The organism is Sulfurimonas sp. (assembly GCF_028694895.1).
GTDB lineage: Bacteria > Campylobacterota > Campylobacteria > Campylobacterales > Sulfurimonadaceae > Sulfurimonas.
Genome location: NZ_JAQVKA010000023.1, coordinates 1 through 20,722 on the forward strand (window position 1 = coordinate 1; position 20,722 = coordinate 20,722).

A 20,722-nucleotide genomic window follows, 5' to 3' on the forward strand; every position below is an offset into this window, starting at 1 on the left:
TCGATTTTTGAGAGATATTTTTGAAACTCTGCCCATCTTATGGCTATTTTAGATTCATCTTGTTTGAAGCTTTTTAATACTGATTTTTGAAATATAGACACTTGCTCTAGCCTTAAAAATATTTTTAATAATATAAAGCATTCTACCTTAATGAAGCAAAATAAAAAAAAGAGATTTTGTTTCTGAGCATTTTTTTACTCTTGTTTGCAACCATATATATGCATTCCCAAGCTCATATAACATCCAACCAATTTTAATATCCAACCATCCATATCATAATCTTCCCGACCGCCAAGCCACCAAAAGTTCCTACAAGATAGCCCATAATAGCCATCAAAACGCCAACACCAACAAGTGCTTTGTTATAAGTTGCAGCCAAGATTGATGCGGAAGCTACTCCGCCTATGTTTGAGAGAGATGCTATGGCTATGCTAAAGAGATCTAGTTTAAATATTTTAGCACCTATAACCATAACTAAAGCATGAGTGAGCAAGATACAAAAACCTGCAAAAACATAGATACCAACACCACTAAAATTCTCAAATAACGCCTTTGAGCCAATTAGTGCTATGAGCATATATAGCATAGTAGTAGCAACTTCGCTAGAGCCGTTTATACTCTTTAACCTTGTAAATGAACCCAAAACTCCAAAAAGTGTAGCAAGAACTACTGTTGTTGTAGTGTAGTTAAGAAGTGCAAACCCACTTTGTGCTATCAGATTTACTACAAAAGCAACGAGGATAGAGAGGAGTATCAAAAACCAGTACCTCTTTGCTCCTATGGTGCACGAACAGCCGATAGAGCTTAGTTTTGCCATCTGCTCTTGTGAGGATGTAAAGTTGTTAAAGTAGTGTGCAAATGGGGTTAAAAAAAGCAGAAACATTATCCATATAGTATAGTTTACACTATCAACTATCAGTGCGTAGCCAAATGCTTCTTGAGAAACATTTAATGCAGAACCTACCGCTATCATGTTTGCAACTCCACCCATCCAACTACCACTAAGTGCCCCAAAAGCCGATGCCATCTCTTTGTTAAAATCAAAAACAAAAGAGATAAGCATAAAAGAAAAAGCAAGAGATAAAACAGCTAATAGGTAAGCAATCAGAAGAGATTTTCCAAGTTTAAAAAAATCCATAAAATCAATCTGTAAAAGCATCAAAAAAAGCATGGCAGGGAGTAGGTTTTTCTTTGTATTTTCATAGATTGCATCTATCGCCTCATTTTGCTCAAAAAAACCAAGCGAAGCTAGAGTCATACTAAAGATATAGATCATAACAACTGCGGGGATAAACTTAAATATCTTTAATTTGCTCTTTTGCTCAACTAAAGTAATAAAAGCCGCTAAAGAAGCTAAAGCAAAAAGATACCATAAAGGCGAGCTAATCATCTATCTCTTTTGGCACAAGGCGCATCTTTAAACCCCTCTATACTCTCTCTTATTGCGCTCATAAATTCTCTTGATGGATCATCTTTAATAGTTCTGTATTTGTTATCCGCTTCAAGCCACAACTCACTTCCCTCAAAACATCTATACTCATAATGCCCTATAACGTACTCTATGGTAGGAATTCTACTTTTAATCTCTTTTACAAGCTCTATATTTGCACGTAATTGCTCAGGTGTTAAGTTCTCTTTTGAGTTTTGTCCACCTACATTTTCTATACCAATAGAGTTGTAATTAAGCCCTATAACATGTCTTGCCATCATATCAAGTGGCATAAGTTGATGGATAGTTCCATCTCTCTCAACCATAAAGTGAGTAGACACATTAACCGTCCCACCCTTGTTTATATCTGCTCTTGTGTTTGAGAGAGTCTCTGTTTTAAAGCAAGAGAGTGAACTGCCAAAATCATCTATTGCGGTATGATGAATAACGATGATTTTTGGAACTATTTTTATATCTGTTACATCTAAGTTATAGTGCGATTTTATATACTCTTTTGTAAGCTCTACTCTTTTTTGTCCAAACTCTATAGGTGTTTGTCTTATCTCTAAGGCTGTTAAAAAAACAGCGCTAAGCAAAGTCAATAAAAAGAATTTATACATATAAAACACCTCTAGAAAAGTTAAAGCACAGTATATTATAATTAACTTTTATATGCTTTTAATAGCTATGCCTATATCATAAGCATTATGAATATTAATCCAATTATAAAACAAAACTTATTATCGGAACCACTTAGCGCAAACGCTCTAAAACTCGTTCGAGGCATATACAACACTTATGTATCAAATGATGAAGAAGCGGCGATAGATATAAAGATTTCAAATTTTTTAAAACTACTAAACCTTCATAACTCAAAAGAGTCAATTGGGTATATTCAAGACCTGCTAGAAGAGATAAATGAGCCTATTGCTATTAGAAATTTTGAGTTTAGAGGCAATACAACTCAGCTTAAGTTTGTTCAGTTTTGTAGTTATAAAATTGGTGCAGAATCAATCAACATAGAAGTAAGCGAAGAGTATCTGCACGCTCAAAGCGAATATATGTTAGACTCATTTTTATAAGTAAAGGTAAACAATTTGGCAAAAAAATACGTTATTTTAGATACAGAGACAACTGGTATAGGCGAAGAGGATAGAGTAATACAACTCGGTTTTATAGTTTTGGGCGAAAAAGACATTGAGATTCAAAACGAGTTTTTTAGCACATCAGTTCCAATAAGTTTTGGAGCTATGGAGACTCATGGAATCACTCCAAATATGCTAGAGGGTAAGCCTAGCTGTACTGAGAGTGAATCATATAAGAGGCTTAATGAGCTAAATATAGATGAGAACTATCTTATCATCCACAACGCAAAGTTTGATATAGGCATGCTTGAAAAAGAGGGTTTTAAAACTCAAATGAAAGTTATAGATACTCTAAGAGTTGCAAAGCATATGCTACCTGATGAAGAGGCGCACAGACTTCAATACTTCCGCTATAAAATGGGGCTTTATAAAGAGGAGCAAAAGGAAGCAGACGATTTAAATATTGTCATAAAAGCGCATGATGCAATCGGTGATGTTTTAGTTTTAAAACTACTGCTTAGTAAGTTAAAAGAGCTCGTTTTAGCTCAGTTTCCAAATGAAAATCCAGTAGAGAAAATGGTTGATTTAACAGCTACGCCAATCATGATAAAATCATTTAACTTTGGAAAGTACAGAGGTAAAACATTACTAGAAGTAGCTTCAAGTGACGCACCTTACCTAAGATGGATGCTCTCAAATATGGAAAATCTGGATGAAGATATGCGCTACTCTATAAATACTCTCTTAGCCAACTAATCCAAAAAATATAAACATCACTAAAGCAATTCCCCAGCCGATAAACGCATATGGGAGTTGTGTGTTTGTATGCTCTACTAAGTCACAATCACTTGCCATTGCAGAGATAATTGTCGTGTCCGAAATTGGCGAGCAGTGGTCTCCAAAAACACCTCCAGAAATTGCGGCACCAACACAAAGAGCCATGTTTGCATCCATCGAGAGAGCCATCGGGATAGCTATTGGAATCATTATGCTAAAAGTTCCCCAGCTTGTTCCAGTTGAGAGAGAGATAAGAGAAGCTATTATATATATAACTGGCGCTAGAAAAACTACACTTAGATTTTTACTAACAAGCGAAGCCAAAAAATCACCAGTTTTTAGCTCTGTGGTTATCTCTCCTATGCCAAAGGCAAAAAGAAGTATGAGTGCGATTGGAACTAATTTTAAGGCACCTGAAATAGCACTTTTGCCCCAAGTAGAGAGTGTCATGTTTTTTGTGCCAACAAAATAAAAAAGAGTGAAGAGAAGTGTAGAGAGCATCGTATAAAAGATAGAACTAGAGCCACTTCCCTTTAAGATATCTCCATCTCCCGTGATGTATAAGAAAAGAAAAACAAAAAACACCATCAAAATAATTGGCACAAGCATATAAAACATACTCTGAGATTCGGCTGCTCTTACCTCTTCATTTTTAGGTTTATGTTTTGCATTTTTCATAGCTCCTATATCTATGTTAAACCATATAGCTATAAATGTTACAAATAACGCTGCCATCGCATAAAAGTTATATAAAACAGAGTGTAGTAATACATCCAAAGCATCAAGTTCAAGCGTATTTTGTGAGATTTGAGTTGTAATAAGCCCTAAAAGAAGTGCGCCCCATCCATTTAAGATGATTAAAGAGCTAACTGGAGCTGCAGTTGAGTCACAAACAAAGGCTAGTTTTGCACTTGGAATCTTGTATTTGTAGCAAAATGGTTTTCCAACAGCACCAGCGATTAGAGATGTTATGGTTGACTCTATAAATATAAAAATACCTATGATATAACTGAGCATCAAAGCAGAGCGTGGAGATTTTACAACACCAGTTTTATGTTGCATAAAATCTACAAAACCATCAATTCCGCCAGATTTTTCAATCAAAGCCATAATGCTTCCAACAAGAATGGCAAAAGAGAGTGTTTGGAGTATCCACGTCTCTTGAAGTAGAGATATAAAAAGTAAAAATATACTCTTTAATGAAGCGATAATAGAGAAGTCATTTAAGATAAAGCCGCCAAGAACGATACCACCAAAGAGTGAAAGCACAACATTTCTGCTGTATAGTGCCAAAGCAATCGCTAAGAGGGAAGGCACAAGAGAGAGGATAGAGAGTTCTATGTTAGAACTCTATAGATAGTAAAACTAAACCAGGTCTTCCAAAAATCTCTTTGTAAGGTTCACAATCTTTTTGTTTAACCTCTTTAAAGCCTAGCTTTTTATAGTATAGAAGTGTCTCTAGTGAGCCAATTTCGACTATTGTTTGCGCAATTCTATACCCTTTTAACCTTGCAGTTAAAAGACTTTTTTGCATAAGCGCTTTTAGGATTCCAACATCCATAAAACCCTCTAGCTCTTCCATGTAATCAAATACTAAAGTTCTGCTATTTAGCGCAAAACCACAAATCTCCATCAAACCAAAGTATTCACTCTCTTCAGTATTAACACCAATCTCTTCAAGTGCGCTCATAAAAGTTTCTCTAGTTATCAACCTTGGCTCATAGCTAGCAAGGGAACCAACACATTTTCCATCAATTTCTGCTATTAAAAAATTACTAAAATGACAATTTGACTTTGCTGTAGTATTTGTTAATTTTTCAAGTTTTTCTAAAACTTCTTCATCACTATTTGTTTTAAAAATCAGGTCAAAAACACCAATTTTTTTATCCGCCCTAGTACTTTGTAAAATCATTTGCGCTAAAAAAGATGCGTCTGCACTAGTAGCTTTTCTTATGTTTATGCCCATAAACCTTTTTCCATTGTTAAAAAATTAATCTGTTTCATATTTTGGTAATAGTAACATACTTTATGGTAAAAAACTTCTTAATTATAACAATTTGTCAAATGTTCCTTTATGCCAATGAACAAATCATTTTGGTAGTAGCAGAGGAGTTCAACTCGACCAAGGCAAAGCTAATCTGCTTTGAAGATAACAGAGCTGTTTTTGGGCCTATTGAAGTAAATCTAGGAGCTGCTGGGGTGGCATTTGGAGTTGGAGAGAGAACGCTTTTAAAAACAGAAGTAGAACCTATAAAAAAAGAGGGTGATAAAAAAGCGCCACTTGGAATATTTACTCTTGATGCTGTCTTTGGATATGAAAAAGAGATGAATATTAAAATGCCTTATTTACATGCAACAAAAGAGTTGATTTGTGTGGATGATTCAAGCTCAAAATTTTATAATCAAATCATCAAAAAACCAAAAGAAGCGCCAGCTAGTTATGAAGAGATGAGAAGAGAAGATGCTCAATACGAACTAGGAGTTACTGTTGGGCATAATAAAGAGCAGATACCACAAATGGGTTCTTGTATCTTTTTGCATGTAGAAAAATCCATAGATGCCCCAACAGCAGGATGTACATCTATGAAAATGGAAGATTTGAAAAAAATAATCCATTGGCTAGATAAAAGCAAAAATCCAACTCTGATTCAAATCATATCTGCGCAAAAAAAAGAACTCTTAGAACTCTACCCACTCTTAGTGATTGTGCCTTAGATATCCTCTTTGCTCATATAATCTTTTGCTTTTATGCCCATGAGCGATAGACCAGTCTTTAAAGATAGGCCAACAACCATAAGAAGTTTAAGAAGCTTTGCTTCATCTTGTGTGCCTATAATTCTGCAATCATAATAGAATTTATGTAAAGATGCAGCAAGTGATTTTAAATACTCTGGTAGTTTTTGAACCTGTCTTGAACTAAAAGCATCCTCAACAATCTCAGGAAGTAAAAGAGCATCAAACATAAGCATATCTGCATTCTCTCCTAAGTTTTTTAAAGCAGCTGACATTATCTCATCATGGCTCAAATCACTCTTTGAGATGATAGTTTTTATTCTAGCATGTGCATATTGAATATAAAAAATAGGGTTTGAACTATCTTGCTTTTTAAACTCTGCAAGATCAAACTCTAAAGCTGTATCACTTTTTTTAGAAGCAAAGATAAATCTAAGCGCATCAGAGCCTATCTCTTCAACTATATCACTCATAAGGATTACATTTCCAGCACGCTTACTCATCTTATATGGTTCGCCATCTTTTAAAAGGCTTACCATTTGAGATAGTAAAATTTCAAGTTTAGTGCTGTCATAGCCTAAAAACTCAACTGAGGCTTTTACTCTAGCAATATATCCGTGGTGGTCTGCACCCCAAATGTTTATATAATGCTCATAACCTCTTTCAAACTTTTGGTTATGATAAACTATATCACCCGCTAAATATGTAGGACGACCATCTTCGCGGACAACAACTCTATCTGCATCATCGCCCTTTAAGCTTGAAGCGATAAAGAGTTTGTCATCTTTTTTATAGACGCCCTCGCCCATCTTAAGCATAGCTCTATCCCAGTCATCATATAGAGTTGACTCATAAACAAAAGTGTCAAAGAAGATGTTTGTATCTGCTAAATCTTTTTTTATAATCTGCATAACGCCATCTTTTGCCCAGAGTGCAAGCTCTTTTTGACGAGACGCATCACTTAGTATCTCTATGCCAAATTTCTCTACTGCATCATGAGCGAGTGGTGCTAGATAATCACCTCTATAGTAACTCTCTGGATACTCAACAACTTCATTTAGTATGTTTTCTCTTCCATAAAGTTGGATTGAGAGACCAAGCAAATCTATCTGATTTCCAGCATCATTTACATAATACTCAGCAGTTATATCATAGCCCAGATGACGTGCGAGTCTAAGGAGTGTATCACCATAAACTGCACCTCTAGCATGGCCTATATGAAGAGGTCCTGTTGGATTTGCACTAACAAACTCTAAGAGAATTTTCTCTTTTTTTTCTTGTGTTGCAAATGCTTCAGTGTTTTCTAGTGCCCACGAGCCATACTCACTTAAAAAGTTTTCGCTTAGACGGAAGTTTAAATAACCTTTTACAGATTCAACACGGCTAAATACACCATTATCTTCAAATGAGGAGGCAATTTCATCGGCAATTTTCATAGGGGATTGCTTTAGCTCTTTTGCTAAAGCAAAAGCAATAGGGGTAGCAAAGTGACCAAAAGAGCGGTCACGAGGCTTTTCTAAAACAACTTCACGACCAAACTTTTCACGTAAAAGTGCCGATACTCGTTGTTTCAAAATTTACGCTTGTTCTGTAGTTTTTGGAGTCTCTTTTGAAGCCACTTCTTCAGTAGATTGTACTTTTTTAGGTGCTTCAGATGAAGCTGATTTTACATCTGTGTCATCATCTTCATTTTTCATTTCAGCTTTAAAGTTTTTAATTCCTTTACCTATACCTTTTGCAAGTTCAGGTATTTTCTTAGCTCCAAAAAGTAAAACCACTATCGCTAAAATTACTAGTAACTCTTGTCCACTTGGCATTCCCATATCTATTCCTTCTGTAAATTAAGTCAGAGATTATAGCAAAATTTGCTGTAACTTCTCTTATTTTATATATCTTCCCAACTTCTAACAAAATCATTTATTTCATTAGCTGGTATCTTTACTCTTGCTGCCTTAGCTATAATTCTTAACACCTCTGCTGCTTCTTCAAGGTTATTATTTACTATAAGAAAGTCATATTCACTAACTCTCTGCATCTCTCTCTTTGCCATATCCACTCGGCGATCAATTACCTCTTGAGAGTCTGTTTTACGTGCTTCAAGACGTTTTTTTAGTTCTGAGAGAGTAGGAGGAGAGATAAAGACTGAAGTTGTAATATCTCCAAGGCGATTAGTTATTGTTGAATTTCCTTGAACATCTATATCAAATATAACCAACTTTCCAGCCTTTAGAGCCTCTTTTACTGGTTTAATAGATGTTCCATAATAGTTGGAGTGAACAACAGCGTACTCTAAGAAAAACTCATCTTCTATATCTTTTTTAAATTCGCTCTCATCTACAAAATGGTAATGAACACCATCTATCTCTCCCTCTCTTATAGGGCGCGTTGTAGTTGAGATAGAAAAGTAACAATCACCAATATCACTGATTACCTCTTTTAACAAAGAACTCTTCCCAGCTCCACTTGGACCTGAGAGAACTAAAATAGCACCTGTCTTATGATTCACTATTTATCGCCTAGGGTTATGTTGATATTTATCTTCATCCCTTTTAATGAAGCCGCTACATCTTTATCAGATAATGCTTTTAGAAGTTTTTTAAGAGCTTCAACTCCATCAGAGCCTCCAGTAGACTCTACAGCTTCTTCATCATTTTCAAAATCTTCCTCTAGCTCTTGTACCTCTTCATCATCTATCTCAGAAAAAGCCTCTTCTTCTAGATCTTCAACATCTTCTCCGATTGCCAGTTTTAAGTCTCTGCTAGTTAAAGAACCAATATTTAATAAAATATCTTCATCAACCTCTGTTTGTAAATCTTCTTGGCTTAAAGAGCTAACGGCACTTTGTATCTTGGAAGAGAGCGCTTCTTCACTCTCATCTTCATCTATATTATCATCTAACTCATCTTGCTCATCTACTGTTATATCTTCATCTAAATCATCTTCAATACTCTCTAAAGTATCTTCTTCTATAAAACCTTCCAGAGTGTCAGATTCTAGTTCATCATCCAACCCATTATCCTCTTTAATAGTTTCTTCTTCTTCGCTATCTTCTTCTATGAAATCTTCAAAAGTATCTAACTCTAATTCATCTTCCTCAGTTTTATCTAAATCGCTCTGTAGTCCATCCTCTAACTTATCATCTTCAAGACTCAAATCTTCTGCAAGCTCTAAATCTTGCATATCAAAATCATCTGTCTCTGTCTCTTCTAAAAGATTTTGTACTTCTAACAGTTCATCTCTATCTAAAATTCCATCTTCAATATCATCGGCATCTTGAACTTCTTCGATGCTATCTGCATCTTCTTCAATATCTTCCGTATCCTCAAGATCTTCAAGAGCATCGTCTTCATTTTCATCATCATCGTCTTCATCGTCTTCATCGTCTTCATCGTCTTCATCGTCTTCATCTTCGTTCTCATCATCACTCACATCTTCTGTGTCATCTTCATCATCTTGGGCATCATCAAATATATCAAGATCTTCAACATCTTCCAAATCTTCAAGCCCTTCTAGGTTTTGTATATCATCACCACTATCAAAGTCATCAATAAAATCATCATCTAGCTTATCAATCTTGTCTAAATCAACTACATCACTTGTTTTATCTAGCTTTGTTACTTCTATCATTTTGTCTAAAGATATTAACATTTCAACTAGGTCAGTTGGTAAAAATGGTTTTTTAAGTACTTTTGTAAATTCATCGTTAGACACGGTATCTTTAGCGCAGATAAAAAGCGATTGGCTAAACTCAATTTTTCCGCTAATTTCATCCATATTTTCTTCACTATAAAAAGCGTCATCTATAATTAACAGATCATATTTTTTTGGCTCTATTGCTTCAATACTATCAACAGCAATTAGCTCATCAGAAGTCTTTTGCACACTAAGAGTTACTAGCTTTTTAACTACTGGATTATTATTTAAAAGTAATATTTTCATTACATGTTCCCTCTAAAGACTCTTTTTGACATTATTGTATCAAAAAAAACTAAAAAAACATCTCTAAAAAGTTAAAAGCCTCGAGCATCTGGCCTTTTAAAATCAGCATAATGACGCCTAATGTAGCTATCAATACGACAAAAGAAACCATTATTTTTATAGGAAATCCAATTACAAGAAGATTAAATTGTGGCATAGTTTTCATAAGCATTCCAAATATAACATCAGCTAGCCAGCCAAGTGCTGTAACTGGAAAAGCGATTATAAAACCTACTAGAAACATATTTGACATAGCTTTTATAATGTAGCTAAATAGATTCTCACTCATAACAAAGCCACCAAGAGGAATTTTATGTAAAGATGAGTCAATAAAGAGAAGTATCCAGTGGTGCATATCTATAGCAAAGAGCATCATAAGGCCCATTAAAGATAGAAACTGAGAGATAATAGGCATAGAGATTCCAGATTGAGGATCAATGGCGCTTGCCATGGAAAAGCCCATCATAAAGGATATCTGTCCGCCTGCAAATGTGATAGCATTGAATGCTATTTGTAAAATAACACCTATTGCAAGGCCAAAAAGAAGTTCGCTTAAAATTGCAATAATAATACTTGGCACAGTGATTGGTATGGCCAGTGGTGGCATAGAGGAGTAAAAAACTATAGTGAAAAAAAATGCCATTGATGTTTTTACGCTAACAGGAATGCTGTTGTGTGAAAAGATTGGTACAGCCATAAAAAGTGCTGCGAATCTAAAAAAAAGAAGAATAAAACCGACTATATAAGTATCGCTAAATATTTGCGGCCATGACATCATAGGACTATTTTTCTTCCATTAGTCTGCTCTTAGGAGCTCTTTATTGACTAGCTTATATACTTTATCACATTTAGCTGCCAACTCTTCATCATGCGTTACTAAAATCATTCCTGCATTATGTTTTTGTAGATACTCAAAAAAGATATCCATTACCTCATTTGCAGTCGTTTTATCCAAGTTACCTGTTGGCTCATCAACAAATAAAAGACGTGGTTTTTTTGTTAAAACTCTAGCAATAGAGACTCTTTGTTGCTGTCCGCCTGAGAGTTCTGTGACCTTTTGCTCCATAGCATTATCAATATGTAGTCTTTTTAAGAGTGTCTCATCAATCTCTTGTTTTGATAAGATTGCAGCAACTTCCAAATTTTCTAAAGATGTAAAACCTTTAAATAAGTAGTGAGATTGAAATACTAAACCTATCTCATCTCTTCTAATATCAGAGAGCCTTTTTTTGCTCATCCCAGAGACATCTTCATCAAATATATTAACACTGCCCTCATCTGGTTTTAAGAGCGTTGATAAGATATTTAGTAGTGTTGATTTTCCACTTCCACTAACACCGATAATAGCAATAGATTCGCCTGCTTCTAAATCAAGTGATATATTTGAGAAGAGTTCATAATCAAAAGTGTGTGATAAGTTTTTAGCGGATAATAAATTCATAGAGGGATTATAGCAGATTTAAATGGAGGGTAAGGAAAAATCCTTAACCCATTTGAGCCGCAACTTCAGCAGCGAAGTCGTCAACTTTTTTCTCGATACCTTCACCTACTTCAAGACGAACAAAATCTATGATTTGTGCAGTTCCGCCAACTTCTTTTGCAGCAGCTTCTACTGCACCAGCAACAGTTAGTTTGTCGTTAAGAACATAAGTTTGATCTAACAATGCAAGCTCTTTATCAAGAGTTGTATTGTCATCAATATAGCGAGCTAATTGACCTGGAACGATTTTATCCCAGATAGCTTCAGGTTTACCTTGAGCTTTTAGAGTCTCTTTGATAGCTGCTTCAGCTTTAGCTAGAACAGCATCTGTCAATTGACACATAGAGATAAATTCAGGCACATTTTTAAGAGGTTTTTTAAGACGAATTAACTCTTCATTCTCTTTTTTAATTGCTTCAATTCTTCCAATTGTCTCAGATGTAACAAAATCCATATCAAAATCTCTAAAAGATAGTGTTTTTGGCTTCATAGCAGATGCATGCATTGCAACATTTTTAAGCATTGGTCTAAGTGCCTCAGCTGTTTTTTTGCTATCACATTTAGCAGCTACAATAACCGCGATACGGTTGTTTGAGTGAATATAACCATTAATAGCTACAGTCTCATCATCTGCTTTGATAGTTTTGAAACGGCGAAGTTCTATCTTCTCACCAATTTTTACAACTGCTTCACTAAAATATGTACCAAATGAAGTTGCCTTTAAGCTCTCAACATCTGCAGGAGAAGTAGAGTAAACCTCTTCTGTCGTTTTTAAAACAAGGTTTTTAAAGCCATCATTTTGAGCAACGAAGTCTGTCTCAGAGTTGATTTCAACTACTGTAGCTTTAGAGAAGTCATCAGCTATTTTAAAACCAACAAGACCCTCAGCAGCAACACGATCAGCTTTTTTAGCTGATTGTGCAATACCACGCTCTTTTAACCATGCAGTTGCTTTTTGCATATCTCCGTTACATTCAACTAAAGCTTTTTTACAGTCCATCATCGGCGCGTCAGTAGCTGCGCGCAGATCTTTTACCATTGCTGCTGTAACTTCCATAATTATACTTCCTCTGTTTCGAAATCTTCAGCTGTTATAGCGTCAGTATCTACAGTAGAAACTTCCTCAAAATCCTCAGCTGCTATCTCATCTTTTCCGCCACTTCTTAACGCTTTACCTTCGTTTATAGCTTCAGTCATTTCACGACAAAAAAGCTGGATAGAACGTATAGCATCATCATTTCCAGGGATTGGGTAAGTAATAAGGTCAGGATCACAGTTAGTATCAAGTGGAGCAACAACTGGAATACCTAAACATCTTGCTTCTAAAACAGCGATATGCTCTTTTACAGCGTCCATAACAAAAAGCATATCAGGAAGTTTTTTCATATTACGGATACCACCAAAATATACTTCTAGCTTCTCTTTTTGACGAGTTAGCATAAGTGCTTCTTTTTTAGTTAAAAGATCAATTTGACCATTTTCTTGCATCTCACTGATTACATCAAGTTTACGAATAGATTTTTGAATAGTTGGAAAGTTTGTAAGCATACCACCTAACCATCTGTTATCTACATATGGCATTCCACAAGCGATAGCTGCATCTCTAACAGAAGCACGAGCTTGTTTTTTTGTACCAACAAAAAGAACTGTTTTACCCTCAGCAGCAGCGTCCATAACGATTGTATATGTATTACGGAAATAACGAAGAGTTTTTTGTAAATCTATAATATAGATATTTTTACGAACGCCAAAAATGAATTTTTTCATTTTTGGATTCCAACGACGAGTTTGGTGTCCGAAGTGTACACCACATTCTAATAGGTCTTTCATAGTTACCATATAAGGTCCTTTAAAGGCATTTAAGCCAGATTTTTACCAGTTATCTTTAGCAATGTCGAGCAATTATTCCTTAAAAAAGGAGTTGCACTGGTTTATTTGACACATGCTTGTTAATATTTTCTGAGCATTTAAGCAAAAGAAAAATCTGCGAATTATACTCAAAAAAATATAAAGGTTTGCTTTTTTTATAATTACCTCATTGTAACAACTCTTTGTTTTATTACAATTTTTTATATAAAATTATCACAATTTAAAAAAAAATTTATATAATCTTGGTATAGTACTAGAACAATATTATAAAAAAAAGTTTTACTTCAAGGTACGCTTTTTATAAGAAAAAGGATTAAAATGAACAAGCCTCTACTGCTATCGTTAGCTGCTGCTGTACTTCTTACAACTAATCTAAATGCTGCTTCTATGTATGAAAGATTTGAAGCTATGGAAAAGGAGATGCAAAAACTCAAACAAGAGATTGCAGCATTAAAATCTCAAAAAACACCTAAAAAAGTTGTTGCAAAAAAAGCTCTAGGTGCTGAAGAAGATGAAGCCGAAAACGAAGATGACGAAGAAGCAGTTGCTTCATCAGATACTGCTAAAACATCTCCTACTATAGAAGCTGTTTTAACTAAAGAAGATGAAGACGAAGAAGATGATGATGAGATTGCTTCAACTGAGGATAGACTCTTTGACCTTGAAGAGGCGGTATCAGAGATTAATAGAAATACCTCTGGATCACACTTAAAGTTCCAAGTTGATTATAGATTTGCTATAGAAAACATGGATTATCAAATGGCAGATGGAAGTAGAGCAAAAAATGATGCCTTTATGACAAATAGACTCTGGTTAGATATGGGCTATAAAGCTACAAATAACTTAAGCTTTGTAGGACAACTTGCATACAATAAAGCATTTGGGGCTCGCTCTGGCGCAAGTGATCCAACAAATTCATCCCTTGAAGGATTTGACTGGATTGCAAATGAAAATGCTTATGATGATACGATAAGAGTTAGAAGTGCCTACTTCTTATGGCAAGATCAAGAGTTTATGGGCCTTGATATCCCTTGGACATTTAGTATCGGTCGCCGTCCTTCAACAAATGGAGCACTTGTTAATCTAAGAGATGATGATGTTGCTTCTTCACCAATCGGGCACGCTATAAATGTTGAGTTTGATGGCCTAAGTTCACAATTCACTCTTAATAAAACATATGGAACTTCGGTAAAACTTTGTCTTGGTCGTGGTATGAGCAATGCTGCTCCGAAATTTACTTCTACTCCTTATACAGATGTTGACAAGCTTGATGGTGGAAATTCAAACATAGACCTAGCCGGATTAATCTTTACTCCTTATGATGATAGACAGTATAAAATCTCAAGTATGTACTACTATGCTAATAACTTGATTGATGCTGTAGACGTTACGGACTATACTAAAGGATTTGATACTGTTGGTGGATTGCATACTGGAGTTGTATATGTTTCATCAAAAGGTATTGGTAAAAATCTAGGAACATTTCTAGAAGACACTACAATCTTTGCTAGTTTTGCATTTTCAAAAACTGATCCAAAAAGTGGGCAATCAATGCTTGGTTCAGCAGCAGATGAGAGTAAAACTGGTACATCTTTTTGGCTAGGAACACAATTTCCTTCACTTATTAGCGATGATGGAAAGTGGGGCTTAGAGTATAACCATGGTAGTAAATACTGGAGAAGTATGACTTATGGAGAAGATACAAACATAGGCTCAAAACTTGCAGCTCGTGGTGATGCTTATGAAGCTTACTTTACAGAGTACTTAGTAGATGATATCTTATCTATGCAACTACGTTATACATATATTGATTATAAATATAGTGGTAGCAATGGTTTCTTTGGAAATACATCAGGAGTGCCTATGAGTATGGATGAAGCAAACGCTGCTTTAATGGGTGGGAGTGTTGTAGATAAAGCTCAAGACATTCGTCTTTATATTCGCTATAGATACTAGCAAAACACTTCAAGGCTTTTAGCCTTGAAGTACCTCTAACTTCTCTTTTACTATTCTTGCATGTTCTTTTACTTTTACATTTTTCCAAATAGCTTTTATTACGCCCTCTGGATTTATGATAAGCGTTGAGCGAGCTATGCCCATATACTCTTTTCCATAGTTTTTCTTTAATTGCCAGATACCATACTCCTCTAGCATACTCATACTCTCATCACTTAAAAGTGTGATGCTTAAATCTTTTTTTTCTATAAAGTCTCTATGTTTTGCTGTACTATCAGCACTTACACCAAGTATGATTGCGTTTAGTGAGCTAAAATCAGGTGCAGCTTCACTAAAGTCACATGCTTCAGTTGTGCATCCTGGAGTGTTATCTTTTGGATAGAAGTAAAGAACTATCCACTTACCTCTTAAATCTCTTAGACATATCTCAACATCATCTTGATTTGGCAGACAAAAGTCTGGAGCTACGCTATCTATTTTGAGCATTTTATACCTTTATTTAAAATTATCTTTTGTTTTACCATTTATCATAGTTGATACTAAACCATTTTCATCCGTTGCATCGGCGATAAAAACACCGGCAATATGAAGAGGAACAAAAATCATTATGATGTTAAACGCAGCTTCATGTATCTCTTTTATCTGCTTTGCACTCTCTTTAGCAACGCCTAAATACTCATAAAAATAGATAACAAACCCGCTTATAGTCATAAATAAAACTGTTGCATATAGTACATAATACGAGATTTTAACACCTTTTTTATGAAGGGAGAGTGAACTAAAACTCTCTCTTTTACTCTTATCTAAAAAAAAGAGAATAATTCTGTATATAACTAAAGCTGCTAGTCCATATCCTAAAATTATATGCCACTCCCACATGTTATCACGAATCGCTTTTGCCAATATTTTAGCATCTTCAATACTTATATCATTTCCCATATCTGAGAATTTATTCATTAAAATCTCAGCATTTGCTTTATAACTAAGAAATGTTTTACGTAAAAATACAGTTCCCAAAAGACCAAGGATTACAACAGCGAACAACCAGTGCCAGATTCTAAAACTAAGTGTGTATTTCATCTAAAACTCCTTTAATATACGAACATCAAAAAATAAACCCAAATCCCACTCAGCGAAGTAAGAACGACTCCAACAAATGTAAAAAGTCCAACTTTTCTATGTTTGCCTAATTGTAACAATTTTTTAGCCCTAAAAATAGCTATACCCCAAAATAAAAGAGTAATCAACGAGATGATAATATGAAAAATCAAAACAAATAGAGCATAGTTGTGAGACACATGGCTATCTTTCATAAAAGTGTCAAAACCACCACCAACTCTCACTCCATACTCAAAATAAAAAATCACTATGACAGAAAAAGCAAAGATAAAAATCTGAGAATATGAATGAACCTTATAGTGTCTGTTTCTTGCAAAAGAGATAGCAATAGCTACAAGAAATGGTAAAAGAGCAACTATAAGCGTTACAAAATCCATAAAAAATGGCGCTCTTGTGCCTAAAAAGCCTGCTTTAAACATATATGCTAAATGATCATTCACCATTTATCCTCCTATTTCTTTGTATATAAGCATACCACGAAGCTAGTAAAATCAAAATAATTATAGTTACTATAGTTATCTGTTTTAAGTAGCTATGTATCAGCTCCTGATTTTCTCCTATCGTATAGCCAAGCATAACTAAGATAAATGCCCAAATACTCGCACCAAGCGCTGTAAATATTGCAAAAACAACCAAGTTCATACGAGCAAGTCCTGCTGGGATAGATATGAGTTGGCGAATCCCAGGGATTAGTCTTCCTATAAAAGTAGATATATGTCCATGTTTAGCAAAATAATCATCCATCTTTTGTAGTGCATTTTCATTTATAAAAAAATATTTTCCATATTTTTTGAGAATTTTTCTACCAAGAAAGAGAGCAAGGTAGTAGTTGATAAATGCGCCAGCCATTGAGCCGCTAAGTCCGCTAAACATAATCATTCCAATACTCATATCACCTTTAGAAGCAAGATATCCAGCAGGAATAAGGATGATTTCACTAGGAAATGGGATAAATGAGCTCTCTATAGTCATAAGAATAAATATGCCAAGATAACCCCAGTCAAAAATGGTATCGACTAAAAAAGTAGCAGCTTCCCTAAGCATTTAAACTCATCTCTACATCTGCTATCATCTTCTTTGCTACATCCTTACTTGAGTACTCCATAAGAGCTTTACTCTTATCTGTTAGGTTTTGAGGTAGTATCAGTAGCAGAGCTTCTCTTAAATCCTCACCTTCTCTTTGGCACCATCCGAGATTATTATCTACTATAAACTTTGCATTATAGTATTGATGATCTGAGGCTGCATATGGGAAGGGGATAAAAAACGAAGGCAGAGCATTTGCACATAACTCCCAAAGTGTACTAGCACCCGAGCGGCTAATCGCTAAATCTGCTCTTTGCATTAAAGAAGGCATCTCTTTTGTAAATCCATAAAGCTCTACCTCAACGCCAAGTTCCGCGTAGGCGCTCTTTACTCTCTCATAATCTCTCTCGCCAGCTTGATGGATAATTTTTATGCCTTTTGCTTTAAGCTCTTTAGCCACACTTAAAGCTAAGTCATTAATCGCTTTTGCGCCTTGAGAGCCGCCTAAGAAGATGACACACTTTATCTCATCCCTTAATCTTGCATTTTTAAAAAAAATCTCTTTTACAGGGTAGCCTTTTATAGGAGATGCCTCATCATAAGCGGAGATAAATCTCTTTGCAAATGGTTTTAAGATAGTGTTTAATCTTCCATAAACAGCATTTTGCTCATGAATAAAGAGTGGAATAAATCTGCTAAGTGATGCAAAAGATGCTGGAGCAGCTGAGAATCCTCCAACGCTGTACGTTGCTACAATATGGTGTTTTTTAAGGATTGCTCTTGAAGCAAAAAAGGCACGAAGTATGAGCCAAAGAGCTTTTACTTTGCCAAGGCCCCTTTGATTTACAACACCTGTAGTTTGTAAAAAATAGACATGACTAAATGTAGAGTTTTTCTCAAAATATTTTTTATCCTGCCCAGTTGTAGAGCCTATAAATATAGCTTCATGTCCATCATTTGCACAAGCTTCTACTAAAGCCTCTGCAATCATCAAATGTCCACCAGTTCCACCACCAGTAATACAAAGTTTCATCTATTTAATCCATTCTAGCTTTTTTAGATATCATAAGAACCATTCCTATTCCAATAGAAGCTGCAAGCATTGTGGAGCCTCCATAACTTAAAAACGGAACAGAGATTCCTTTGATTGGGGTTATTCCACTGATACCATATGCATTTACCAAAAATGCAAACGCAAGTAAAAGTCCAACACCCAAACTAAAGAGATAGTTTTTTGAATCTCTTGCTCTGTTTGCAATCTTAAAGATTCTTTGAAGCATCATCATAAAAAGTACAACAACAAAGAGCACGCCTATAAACCCAAACTCCTCAGCAAGACCTGCTAGAACAAAGTCGGTATGAACTTCACTTAAAAATCCGAGTTTAAAAGTTCCATTAGAGATGCCCACACCAAAAAGACCACCGTTATGGATTGCGTTTAGTGAGTGCCCTATCTGGTATGGCTCTACCTCTGTTGGAACGCGTAGTTGCTCAGCTATTGCTTCTGGGAAAATCTCTAAAATATTGTTTTGTGCAAGTGCCCACCACGATTTTATACGCAGTATTCTATGCTCTGCTGTAAAGATAAAAAAGAGAAAAAATAGCACTGCGCCAATAAGTAGAGTCAAGAAGAATCTAAAACTACTTCCAGCAAACATAAGCATAAACAAAAGAGTAAGTCCAAGAACAACAACTTGTCCCAAGTCGTTTTGAACAAAAGCTATAACAAACATTGCTCCTATAAAAACAATCCCATAAGGAGCAAATCTTATATACTCCTCTTTTACACCCATACCGCCATGATGTCCTAATTTTCTTGAAAAACTCCATGCCAAGAAATATACAAATCCGATTTTAAAAAACTCAACTGGCGCTAAAGAGAAGCCAAAGAACTTTATCCATCTCTTAGCCCCACCAACTGCTGAGACTAAAAATTCTGGTAAAAATGGCATTGCTATCATTAGGATTGTTGAGCCAATAAACAGAGAAAAGCCTATTGGTGAGAGATGTTTATCTGGATCACCTTGAGCAAGAAGCCAAATAATAAAGATACTTAAAAATCCAAAAACAGTCTGTCTTAGTGCAAAATGAAATTGGTTTAGTTCAAAGAGAAGTGTTATATATGCCGAGAGTGAGTATGTAAGAACTATACTTATGCCTATGAGAAGTGCTACAACACTAAAGAGTTTTCTATCTGCCATCTGCTTTTACTTTATCTTGTTGATTTTTAGAACAAACTCAACTTCTGCTTTAGATATATGCAACTCTTTAGATATAGTCTCTAAGCCGACTCCTTGTTTATATAGTGAGATGATTTTTTCATCATCATTGCCATGAATAGAAGCTGGGATAGAGATCTGCTTCACGCCACTCTCAAGCGAAGAGAGTCTTGATTCTATATGACCTTCTATCATATGGATACTATCTTCTAGTCTTTTAATTGAGACTGAAATCGGCTTTACCATATCATAAACTGTTCTCTCAACCTCTTGATATATATCTTCATCATTCATTCTGCTACTGTTTTGTTTTATACTTGTTTGTGTCTCATTTAGTTTTTTCTTGAGATAAAAAATCTCTTTATTTAACTCTTCTGCAACCATAGCCACATAACGGATATTTTTGTTATACTCAGCGTCTCTTGTAAAAACATAATAGAGCAGATATAAAATCATAGCTGCCATCGCAACAATTAAATACTCTATGTTTATAGCCTCAAAGTTCACGAATTGGCCTCTTTTGCTTCACGAATCAACACTCTCTCTCTTGCCATCAAATAAGCTCCCCACTCTCTCTCATCACGTTCATGCATCTTTGTAATCTTAGCAAGTGAGCCATCAAGTGCTGTAAAAAAAACTGCTATATCACGTTTTGGGTGGATTGGCATCGATACTCTTCCGTAATACTCCATGCCCTCTTCTAAGACATCATCTTCCATTTTAAAATGCTCAAACCCAATGGATTCTATCTCGCAAGCGTTTGTAAGTGAAACTCTCTGTGGCTCTTCATTTTTTAAAAACTTCTCTAATGAATCAATCTTTCTATGAAGTTCAATCATTAAATTTAGAAGCACTGGATCAGTGTCTGATGTATCACCTTTTCCACGAGCTAACTTCAACCATTGGCTTATCGGATCATCATCACTCTCGCCTAGTTTGTCAAACTCTCTTAAGTACTCCTCACTATGTAGAGAAATAGGACTAAAAGCTATACTAATTGGTGCTTTTACTAAACGAATACTCATTAAAATACCTTATCCATCACTATCAA

The 20,722-nt window shown here is 35.3% G+C and carries 24 protein-coding genes; 4 read left to right on the top strand and 20 right to left on the bottom strand.

The features are described 5' to 3' along the window. Window positions 1-253 precede the first annotated feature (253 nt). Window positions 254-1,390 carry a DUF819 family protein gene (locus PHI38_RS04625; protein WP_299853341.1) on the bottom strand — a complete coding sequence of 379 codons (1,137 nt, stop codon included), beginning with the start codon at window positions 1,388-1,390 and terminating at the stop codon, window positions 254-256. Beyond that, on the bottom strand, window positions 1,387-2,049 hold the full coding sequence (locus tag PHI38_RS04630) for a peptidoglycan recognition family protein (RefSeq protein WP_299853343.1): 663 nt from the start codon (window positions 2,047-2,049) through the stop codon (window positions 1,387-1,389). Before PHI38_RS04630 ends, PHI38_RS04625 begins: the two co-directional genes overlap by 4 nt. An 87-nt stretch (window positions 2,050-2,136) precedes the next feature. Between PHI38_RS04630 and PHI38_RS04635 the strand changes: the two genes are divergently transcribed. Both PHI38_RS04635 and PHI38_RS04640 read left to right on the top strand, forming a co-directional pair. Continuing rightward, complete coding sequence (locus tag PHI38_RS04635) at window positions 2,137-2,511, top strand: hypothetical protein (protein ID WP_299853345.1); 375 nt, start codon at window positions 2,137-2,139, stop codon at window positions 2,509-2,511. Window positions 2,512-2,526: 15 nt separating this feature from the next. Then, complete coding sequence (locus tag PHI38_RS04640; protein WP_299853347.1) at window positions 2,527-3,270, top strand: 3'-5' exonuclease; 744 nt, start codon at window positions 2,527-2,529, stop codon at window positions 3,268-3,270. Here the strand turns inward: PHI38_RS04640 and PHI38_RS04645 are convergent. Both PHI38_RS04645 and PHI38_RS04650 read right to left on the bottom strand, forming a co-directional pair. Then, window positions 3,259-4,584 carry a Na+/H+ antiporter NhaC family protein gene (locus PHI38_RS04645; protein ID WP_299853349.1) on the bottom strand — a complete coding sequence of 442 codons (1,326 nt, stop codon included), beginning with the start codon at window positions 4,582-4,584 and terminating at the stop codon, window positions 3,259-3,261. The two genes, PHI38_RS04640 and PHI38_RS04645, sit on opposite strands and share 12 nt — an antisense overlap. Before the next feature lie 49 nt (window positions 4,585-4,633). Then, window positions 4,634-5,257: an acyl-CoA acyltransferase gene (locus PHI38_RS04650; protein WP_299853351.1), complete on the bottom strand. Its 624-nt coding sequence runs from the start codon at window positions 5,255-5,257 to the stop codon at window positions 4,634-4,636. A gap of 98 nt (window positions 5,258-5,355) precedes the next feature. On the opposite strand from PHI38_RS04650, the gene PHI38_RS04655 reads away from it, so the two are divergent. Next, window positions 5,356-6,006 carry a L,D-transpeptidase gene (locus tag PHI38_RS04655; RefSeq protein ID WP_299853353.1) on the top strand — a complete coding sequence of 217 codons (651 nt, stop codon included), beginning with the start codon at window positions 5,356-5,358 and terminating at the stop codon, window positions 6,004-6,006. Here the strand turns inward: PHI38_RS04655 and argS are convergent. From argS to rpsB, 8 genes are all read right to left on the bottom strand, one after another. Then, a complete protein-coding gene (gene argS / locus PHI38_RS04660; RefSeq protein WP_299853355.1) occupies window positions 6,003-7,598 on the bottom strand; it encodes an arginine--tRNA ligase in 1,596 nt (531 codons plus the stop codon). The genes PHI38_RS04655 and argS overlap by 4 nt on opposite strands. A gap of 3 nt (window positions 7,599-7,601) precedes the next feature. Next, window positions 7,602-7,847, bottom strand: a complete 246-nt coding sequence (locus PHI38_RS04665) for a twin-arginine translocase TatA/TatE family subunit (RefSeq protein ID WP_299853357.1) — start codon at window positions 7,845-7,847, stop codon at window positions 7,602-7,604. Between the two features lie 62 nt (window positions 7,848-7,909). Next, entirely contained in the window at window positions 7,910-8,530 is a 621-nt protein-coding gene (gene gmk / locus PHI38_RS04670; RefSeq protein WP_299853359.1) for a guanylate kinase, read from the bottom strand. Then, window positions 8,530-9,963, bottom strand: coding sequence for a DNA topoisomerase IV (locus tag PHI38_RS04675; protein WP_299853361.1), 1,434 nt, complete (start codon window positions 9,961-9,963; stop codon window positions 8,530-8,532). The genes gmk and PHI38_RS04675 overlap by 1 nt, the downstream gene beginning before the upstream one ends. A 49-nt stretch (window positions 9,964-10,012) precedes the next feature. Then, on the bottom strand, window positions 10,013-10,777 hold the full coding sequence (gene fliR, locus PHI38_RS04680; RefSeq protein WP_299853362.1) for a flagellar biosynthetic protein FliR: 765 nt from the start codon (window positions 10,775-10,777) through the stop codon (window positions 10,013-10,015). Between the two features lie 21 nt (window positions 10,778-10,798). Further along, window positions 10,799-11,443 carry an ABC transporter ATP-binding protein gene (locus PHI38_RS04685; RefSeq protein WP_299853364.1) on the bottom strand — a complete coding sequence of 215 codons (645 nt, stop codon included), beginning with the start codon at window positions 11,441-11,443 and terminating at the stop codon, window positions 10,799-10,801. A gap of 43 nt (window positions 11,444-11,486) precedes the next feature. Next, window positions 11,487-12,539 (bottom strand): translation elongation factor Ts, encoded by a 1,053-nt coding sequence (gene tsf, locus PHI38_RS04690; RefSeq protein WP_299853366.1) that lies wholly within the window; start codon window positions 12,537-12,539, stop codon window positions 11,487-11,489. Between the two features lie 2 nt (window positions 12,540-12,541). Beyond that, window positions 12,542-13,321 carry a 30S ribosomal protein S2 gene (rpsB, locus tag PHI38_RS04695; RefSeq protein WP_299853368.1) on the bottom strand — a complete coding sequence of 260 codons (780 nt, stop codon included), beginning with the start codon at window positions 13,319-13,321 and terminating at the stop codon, window positions 12,542-12,544. Window positions 13,322-13,669: 348 nt separating this feature from the next. On the opposite strand from rpsB, the gene PHI38_RS04700 reads away from it, so the two are divergent. Further along, complete coding sequence (locus PHI38_RS04700) at window positions 13,670-15,307, top strand: DUF3373 family protein (protein ID WP_299853370.1); 1,638 nt, start codon at window positions 13,670-13,672, stop codon at window positions 15,305-15,307. Between the two features lie 18 nt (window positions 15,308-15,325). On the opposite strand, the gene bcp is transcribed toward PHI38_RS04700, so the two are convergent. Genes bcp through PHI38_RS04740 form a run of 8 tightly spaced genes read right to left on the bottom strand, consistent with a single transcriptional unit; the run spans window position 15,326 to window position 20,696 of the window. Beyond that, complete coding sequence (gene bcp, locus PHI38_RS04705; RefSeq protein WP_299853372.1) at window positions 15,326-15,793, bottom strand: thioredoxin-dependent thiol peroxidase; 468 nt, start codon at window positions 15,791-15,793, stop codon at window positions 15,326-15,328. Window positions 15,794-15,802: 9 nt separating this feature from the next. Beyond that, window positions 15,803-16,387, bottom strand: a complete 585-nt coding sequence (locus tag PHI38_RS04710; protein ID WP_299853373.1) for a cytochrome b/b6 domain-containing protein — start codon at window positions 16,385-16,387, stop codon at window positions 15,803-15,805. Window positions 16,388-16,398: 11 nt separating this feature from the next. Beyond that, complete coding sequence (locus PHI38_RS04715) at window positions 16,399-16,869, bottom strand: DUF420 domain-containing protein (RefSeq protein ID WP_299853375.1); 471 nt, start codon at window positions 16,867-16,869, stop codon at window positions 16,399-16,401. Then, window positions 16,859-17,470 carry a DedA family protein gene (locus PHI38_RS04720; RefSeq protein WP_299853377.1) on the bottom strand — a complete coding sequence of 204 codons (612 nt, stop codon included), beginning with the start codon at window positions 17,468-17,470 and terminating at the stop codon, window positions 16,859-16,861. Before PHI38_RS04720 ends, PHI38_RS04715 begins: the two co-directional genes overlap by 11 nt. Then, a complete protein-coding gene (murG, locus tag PHI38_RS04725; protein ID WP_299853379.1) occupies window positions 17,463-18,485 on the bottom strand; it encodes an undecaprenyldiphospho-muramoylpentapeptide beta-N-acetylglucosaminyltransferase in 1,023 nt (340 codons plus the stop codon). The genes PHI38_RS04720 and murG overlap by 8 nt, the downstream gene beginning before the upstream one ends. A gap of 4 nt (window positions 18,486-18,489) precedes the next feature. Beyond that, window positions 18,490-19,653 (bottom strand): FtsW/RodA/SpoVE family cell cycle protein, encoded by a 1,164-nt coding sequence (locus PHI38_RS04730; protein ID WP_299853381.1) that lies wholly within the window; start codon window positions 19,651-19,653, stop codon window positions 18,490-18,492. A 6-nt stretch (window positions 19,654-19,659) separates the two neighbouring features. Continuing rightward, entirely contained in the window at window positions 19,660-20,178 is a 519-nt protein-coding gene (locus PHI38_RS04735) for a hypothetical protein (protein WP_299853383.1), read from the bottom strand. Further along, window positions 20,175-20,696, bottom strand: a complete 522-nt coding sequence (locus PHI38_RS04740) for a hypothetical protein (protein ID WP_299853385.1) — start codon at window positions 20,694-20,696, stop codon at window positions 20,175-20,177. The genes PHI38_RS04735 and PHI38_RS04740 overlap by 4 nt, the downstream gene beginning before the upstream one ends. Window positions 20,697-20,722 lie beyond the last annotated feature (26 nt).